The following is a 6,047-nucleotide window of genomic DNA, read 5'->3' as shown; positions in this document are numbered from 1 at the left end:
AATCTTAGATGCTTTCGATATGGATACTTTAAATAATTTACCACAGCTAAAAAACGTTTGCAACTATTGTTTCATCATCTTTCAAGAAAATTCACTTGACATCTTGCGGAAACAGCAGCGCTATAGTATATGTAGAGGTACGGCCAGCGATTATTGCCTGGTCTTTTCATAATGGAAACCATATAGTAGAATAGCTGTAACTCTATGCATTCGAAGGAGGAACTAGTGTGTCCATTGAATTAAGAACGAAGTACGGACAGATTGATATATCTAATGAAGTCATCGCGATGGTTGCAGGAGGCGCGGCGGTTGACTGTTACGGCATTGTCGGTATGGCCTCTAAAAACCAGATTAAAGACGGACTGACTGAAATCCTTCGGAAAGAGAATTTCAGCAGGGGTGTCCAAGTTCGCCAAGAAGGAGAACAGATACATATCGACATGTATATCATTGTCAGCTACGGCACGAAAATTTCTGAAGTGGCACATAATGTCCAAACAAAAGTAAAGTACACAGTAAATCAAACCATCGGACTGGCAGTGGATTCTGTCAATATTTATGTCCAAGGCGTACGAGTGACGAACCCGTAGTTAGGAGGAGTAGGATTGTCTATCAGAACATTAGACGGCAGAACCTTTGCCGAGATGATTCTTGCGGGAGCGCAGAATCTGTCTCAAAACGCCAGTGCAGTTGATGCACTGAACGTGTTTCCGGTGCCGGACGGTGATACGGGAACAAATATGAACCTGTCGATGACTTCCGGAGTAAGAGAAGTTGAACAAATGGATACGGATGATATCGGGAAGGTGGGCTCCGCGTTATCTAAAGGGCTGCTCATGGGAGCACGCGGAAATTCAGGAGTTATCCTATCCCAATTGTTCCGCGGATTTAGCAAAAGCATTGAAACGAAAAAAGAAATTAATGCACTTGAGTTTGCCGCTGCGCTGCAAGCAGGTGTAGACATGGCGTATAAAGCTGTCATGAAACCTGTAGAGGGCACCATTTTAACAGTTGCAAAAGACGCTGCAAAAAAAGCGATGATCTTAGCAGAAAAAGAAACCGATATCACTGCGCTGATGATTGCAGTGACAGAAGAAGCAGAGGCGTCTTTAAACCGCACCCCTGAATTGCTACCTGTCCTAAAGGAAGTAGGAGTTGTCGATAGCGGGGGCAAAGGCCTGCTCTGTGTGTATGAAGGTTTCCTTGCTTCATTAAAAGGTGAAACTGTACCTCAGAAAGCAGTTCTTCCGTCACTTGACGACATGGTCAGCGCAGAGCATCACAAGAGCGCGCAAAGCATGATGAATACCGAAGATATTGAATTTGGATTCTGTACCGAAGTGATGGTTAGGCTTGATCAGACAAAAAGAGAGTTCGACGAAGGCACGTTCAGGCAAGACCTCAGCCAGTTCGGAGATTCTCTGCTTGTGATTGCGGATGAATCGCTGGCGAAGGTTCATATTCATGCTGAAGAGCCGGGAAACGTGTTAAACTACGCCCAGCATTACGGTGAATTGATCAAAATAAAAATAGAAAATATGAGAGAACAGCATACCTCTATCATCAGTCAAGAAAGCAAACCTGCAGACAACGAAATACCGCCGGCAAAGCAGCCGTATGGCATTGTGACTGTGGCGATGGGAGAAGGAATTTCAGACCTATTCAAAAGCATTGGCGCTTCTGTTGTGATTGAAGGCGGCCAGACCATGAACCCAAGCACTGAGGATATTGTTGATGCCGTGAAGTCTGTAAATGCAGATACGGTATTTATCCTGCCTAACAACTCCAACATTATCATGGCTGCTAACCAAGCGGCCAGCGTAGTGGATGAACAGGTTTTTGTCATTCCTGCTAAAACGGTTCCGCAAGGGATGTCAGCCCTGCTGGCTTTTAACCCGGATCAAGAAGCTGAAGCGAACGAGGCCAATATGCTAAGCGCCATTCAGCAAGTAAAAAGCGGACAGGTGACGTTCTCAGTCAGAGATACTCATATTGACGGTAAAGATATTAAAAAAGGCGACTTTATGGGCATTCTGAATGGAACGATTATCGGCACTTCTGAAAATCAGCTGTCAGCCGCGAAAATGCTGCTGTCAGAAATGATCGGAGAAGATGATGAAATCGTGACCATTCTATATGGTGAGGATGCGTCTCAGGAAGAAGCTGAGCAGCTTGAAGCGTTTCTCAGTGAAAAGTACGAGGAGATTGAGGTTGAGATCCACAATGGGAAACAGCCTCTGTATTCGTATATAGTTTCTGCAGAATAGAAGGGCAATTTGCCCTTCTATTCTTATGTCTGCTTTTAAGTGCGGCAGCGCTGTAACGCGCCCGCTTGCCATTTTATATCTGATCAATTAGTCTAGAAGCAAAGCGCTAATAAGCTCTGGTTCATAAGGAGGAATAGCATGAAATACAGAAGCGTTTTTGATATTATCGGCCCGGTTATGATCGGTCCGTCCAGCTCTCATACAGCGGGAGCTGCTAGAATCGGGAGAGTGGCCAGAAGTTTATTTGGAAGAGAGCCTGAGCGCATCATTGTATCTTTTTACGGCTCGTTTGCGGAAACGTATAAGGGCCACGGCACAGATGTCGCGATTATCGGCGGATTGCTTGATTTTGATACATTCGATGAACGGATTAAAACCGCTATACAAATTGCAGAAGCTAAAGGAATTGATATAGAGTTTCGGGTAGAAGACGCAGTCCCGGTCCATCCGAACACAGCAAAAATCACCATTTCTGATGAAAAGGGTAAGCTTGAACTGACGGGTATTTCGATTGGCGGAGGAAAGATTGAAATCACAGAATTGAATGGTTTTGAGCTCCGGCTGTCAGGAAATCATCCGGCCATATTAGTTGTTCATAATGACAAGTTTGGCACAATTGCCGGTGTTGCCAATGTTCTGGCGAAATTTTCTATCAACGTAGGACATATGGAAGTAGCCCGGAAAGATATCGGCCAGCTTGCGCTGATGACAATAGAGGTCGACCAAAATATTGACGACCACATTCTCGACGAGCTGTCGAAACTGCCGAATATTATTCAAGTGACAAAGATTGCTGACTAGCGAAAAGAGTCAGGAGGAGCCAGTTATGTTTCGTAATGTAAAAGAATTAATTGAGATTACTAAAGAAAAACAAATATTGATCTCTGATGTGATGATAGCTCAAGAGATGGAAGTAACAGAAAAAACAAAAGAGGACATTTTTCAGCAGATGGATCATAACTTGTCTGTTATGGAAGCGGCGGTTCAGAAAGGACTCGAGGGAGTTACGAGCCAAACGGGCTTAACAGGCGGAGATGCCGTTAAATTGCAGGCCTATATTCGATCAGGAAAAAGCCTGTCTGGCCCGCTGATTTTAGATGCTGTATCGAAAGCCGTTGCAACAAATGAAGTAAATGCAGCCATGGGAACCATCTGTGCGACACCGACTGCAGGTTCTGCCGGTGTGGTGCCCGGTACGTTATTTGCTGTAAAAGAAAAGCTGAATCCAACAAGAGAACAAATGATCCGCTTTTTGTTTACAGCCGGGGCTTTCGGATTTGTCGTGGCCAATAACGCAAGCATTTCCGGCGCCGCCGGAGGATGTCAGGCAGAGGTTGGATCAGCTTCAGGCATGGCGGCTGCGGCTATTGTTGAAATGGCAGGAGGAACACCCGAACAAAGCGCGGAGGCCATGGCCATTACATTAAAAAATATGCTAGGCCTCGTGTGCGATCCTGTTGCAGGGCTTGTTGAGGTGCCTTGCGTGAAACGGAATGCGATGGGCGCGTCAAATGCAATGATTGCCGCTGATATGGCATTGGCGGGCATTACAAGCCGTATTCCATGTGATGAGGTTATCGATGCCATGTATAAAATAGGCCAAACGATGCCAACTGCACTTAGAGAAACAGGCCAGGGCGGTTTAGCGGCAACACCGACAGGAAGAGAATTAGAGAAAAAAATTTTCGGAGGAGCGCTAGGTTCACGTGAAACAACATCAGCAAACTAGTATAGCTAACATTAAGGGTATTGGGCCGGAAACAGAAAAAACATTACACGAACTCGGTATTTATGACATTTCTGATCTTCTGAATTATTTCCCTTATCGCTATGATGACTACGAGCTGAGGGATTTAGAAGAAGTGAAGCATGATGAAAGAGTTACCGTCGAAGGGAAGGTTCATTCAGAGCCTTCTCTTACCTATTACGGAAAAAAACGAAATAGGCTGACATTCAGGCTTCTGGTCGGCCACTATTTAATCACAGCCGTATGTTTTAACCGGCCTTATTTGAAGAAGAAGCTTTCGCTCGGCTCTGTGGTGACGGTTTCAGGTAAATGGGACAAGCACCGCCAAACCATCTCTGTTCAGGAGTTGAAAAACGGGCCGCATCAAGAAGACAAAAGCATTGAACCAGTGTATTCTGTGAAAGAAAATGTTACCGTCAAAATGATGAGGCGCTTTATTCAGCAGGCGCTGACCCAATATGCAGACTCACTTCCTGATCCTCTTCCGGAAAAGCTAAGAAAAAGCTATAAACTGCCTGACTATTATCAAGCGTTAAAAGCAATGCACCAGCCTGAAACAAGGGAAGCATTAAAGCTTGCCAGACGGCGGTTTGTTTATGAAGAATTTTTGTTGTTTCAGTTGAAAATGCAGGCGTTCCGAAAGGCGGAAAGAGAGCAGACACAAGGGATACGGCAGCGTTTTTCAAACGAAGAACTCATGAGATTTATCAAAAGCCTCCCGTTTCCCCTCACAAACGCCCAGTCACGCGTTCTTCGCGAAATAACAGCAGACATGTCTTCTCCATACAGAATGAACCGCCTTCTTCAAGGGGACGTTGGATCAGGAAAAACGGCAGTCGCCGCCATTGCACTGTATGCCGCGATCCTATCCGGATACCAAGGAGCGCTCATGGTGCCGACAGAAATTCTGGCCGAGCAGCATGCTGATTCGCTCGTTTCGCTATTTGAAAAATGGGACGTCAGCGTTGCTCTTTTGACAAGCTCTGTTAAAGGGAAGCGGCGAAAAGAACTGCTTGAGCGTCTTGCGGCGGGTGAGATTGATATTCTTGTAGGAACCCACGCTTTAATCCAAGACGAGGTGGAGTTTAAGGCGCTGAGTCTCGTTATTACAGATGAACAGCACAGATTTGGAGTTGAGCAGCGCAAAAAGCTTCGGAACAAAGGGCAGGATCCCGATGTTCTCTTTATGACAGCCACTCCAATCCCAAGAACGTTAGCGATCACAGTGTTCGGTGAAATGGATGTATCTGTCATCGATGAGATGCCGGCAGGACGAAAGCGAATCGAAACCTATTGGGTAAAACATGACATGCTGGATCGTATATTGGCATTTGTCGAAAAAGAATTAAAGCAAGGCAGGCAGGCTTATATCATCTGTCCGCTGATTGAAGAATCAGACAAGCTTGATGTGCAAAACGCCATTGACGTGTACAATATGCTTTCTGATATTTTTCGGGGAAAATGGAATGTCGGCCTTATGCATGGAAAGCTGCATTCCGATGAAAAAGACCAGGTCATGAGAGAATTCAGCGCAAATCACTGTCAAATTCTCGTATCAACTACTGTTGTGGAGGTTGGCGTGAATGTTCCGAATGCAACGATTATGGTGATTTATGACGCCGACCGTTTCGGGCTATCACAGCTTCACCAGCTGCGCGGCCGTGTTGGACGGGGTGAGCATCAATCTTTCTGTATTCTGATGGCTGATCCAAAATCAGAAACAGGGAAAGAACGGATGAGGATCATGTCGGAGACCAATGACGGTTTCGAGCTGTCTGAAAAGGATCTGGAACTGAGAGGTCCCGGTGATTTCTTCGGAAAAAAACAAAGCGGAATGCCGGAATTTAAAGTGGCGGACATGGTTCATGATTACAGAGCGCTTGAAACGGCAAGGCAGGATGCTGCGAATCTTGTGGCTTCTGACGCGTTCTGGAAGGAGCCGGAATACGCTGTGTTAAGAGATGAATTGCTGAAGAGCGGAGTAATGGACGGGGAAAAATTAAGCTGAGTATCAGAAGTTTTTGGTGTTCAGC

The 6,047-nt window shown here is 45.6% G+C and carries 5 protein-coding genes; all 5 read left to right on the top strand.

Annotated features, from left to right (window positions below; all coding sequences use genetic code 11):
• Window positions 1-227: 227 nt before the first annotated feature.
• The 5 genes from RAC86_RS34130 to recG all read left to right on the top strand — a co-directional run bounded on the left by RAC86_RS34130 (window position 228) and on the right by recG (window position 6,022).
• Window positions 228-590 (top strand): Asp23/Gls24 family envelope stress response protein, encoded by a 363-nt coding sequence (locus RAC86_RS34130; protein WP_003232054.1) that lies wholly within the window; start codon window positions 228-230, stop codon window positions 588-590.
• Between the two features lie 15 nt (window positions 591-605).
• Entirely contained in the window at window positions 606-2,267 is a 1,662-nt protein-coding gene (locus RAC86_RS34125; RefSeq protein WP_377886580.1) for a DAK2 domain-containing protein, read from the top strand.
• A 138-nt stretch (window positions 2,268-2,405) separates the two neighbouring features.
• Window positions 2,406-3,068 carry an L-serine ammonia-lyase, iron-sulfur-dependent subunit beta gene (gene sdaAB, locus RAC86_RS34120; protein ID WP_377886579.1) on the top strand — a complete coding sequence of 221 codons (663 nt, stop codon included), beginning with the start codon at window positions 2,406-2,408 and terminating at the stop codon, window positions 3,066-3,068.
• A gap of 25 nt (window positions 3,069-3,093) precedes the next feature.
• Window positions 3,094-3,996 carry an L-serine ammonia-lyase, iron-sulfur-dependent, subunit alpha gene (gene sdaAA, locus RAC86_RS34115; protein ID WP_003232049.1) on the top strand — a complete coding sequence of 301 codons (903 nt, stop codon included), beginning with the start codon at window positions 3,094-3,096 and terminating at the stop codon, window positions 3,994-3,996.
• Window positions 3,974-6,022, top strand: a complete 2,049-nt coding sequence (gene recG / locus RAC86_RS34110; protein ID WP_029317792.1) for an ATP-dependent DNA helicase RecG — start codon at window positions 3,974-3,976, stop codon at window positions 6,020-6,022. Before sdaAA ends, recG begins: the two co-directional genes overlap by 23 nt.
• Window positions 6,023-6,047 lie beyond the last annotated feature (25 nt).

It is taken from the genome of Bacillus sp. LR_5 (genome assembly GCF_042709275.1).
This window is presented reverse-complemented; position numbering and strand designations above follow the sequence as displayed.

Excerpts from the sequence above, each read along its gene's own strand:
- sdaAA (WP_003232049.1), top strand. The coding sequence starts at position 3,094 with ATGTTTCGTAATGTAAAAGAATTAATTGAGATTACTAAAGAAAAACAA.
- sdaAB (WP_377886579.1), top strand. The coding sequence starts at position 2,406 with ATGAAATACAGAAGCGTTTTTGATATTATCGGCCCGGTTATGATCGGT.